The sequence below is a fragment of the Actinomyces sp. S6-Spd3 genome, assembly GCF_000758755.1.
In the GTDB taxonomy this organism is placed as follows: Bacteria; Actinomycetota; Actinomycetes; order Actinomycetales; family Actinomycetaceae; genus Pauljensenia.
Window position 1 is genome coordinate 1 of the sequence record NZ_JRMV01000088.1, and the last position, 551, is coordinate 551.

1 pseudogene is annotated in these 551 nt (G+C 58.8%); it reads right to left on the bottom strand.

What is annotated here, in order from left to right:
• Positions 1–524 (bottom strand): annotated as a pseudogene (locus tag HMPREF1627_RS00530) (hypothetical protein); the annotation flags it as partial.
• Positions 525–551 lie beyond the last annotated feature (27 nt).

Below are 551 nucleotides of genomic sequence, written 5' to 3' on the forward strand. Positions count from 1 at the left end.
CCAACCGTTGACGTCACCGCGCTATCATCCGCGCCCCGGGCATCATCATTAGCGGGAACTTCCGCGCTCGTGCCCTGCTGGATCGCAAGGAGTTCTGCGGGCGACAACACGCGCGTAGACTCCGGCTCGGCCAGCACTTTCGTAGTCACCTTGCGATCACGCAACCGCTTGCGACGCACCTTACTAGCCCGGTTCTTCGCCGCACGCATACGAGCCTCCTGCTTTGTTTGCGCCGGCGGCTCCTCAGGGTCAGGGCGCACCGCACTCTTCTCTCCCTCACGCTCGATATCGCGCAACTCGTTAGCGAGCTCCACAATCTCACGCTCGGAGCGATCCAGGTTAACTTCAACCACGTCCTCTTTTTGCACGCGAGTACGAGTCAGAGCGTAAGGAGCATTTTGAACCACCCAATCGATCAAATGCTCACGCATATAACAACGCAAATCCCACAGGTCACCAGAATTCCTGGCCGTCAGCGCAACGCGAACGAGCATCCACCCATCTGTTGCATCCGTAACCTGCACGCTAGAACTGCGCCTATCCCACAGGTC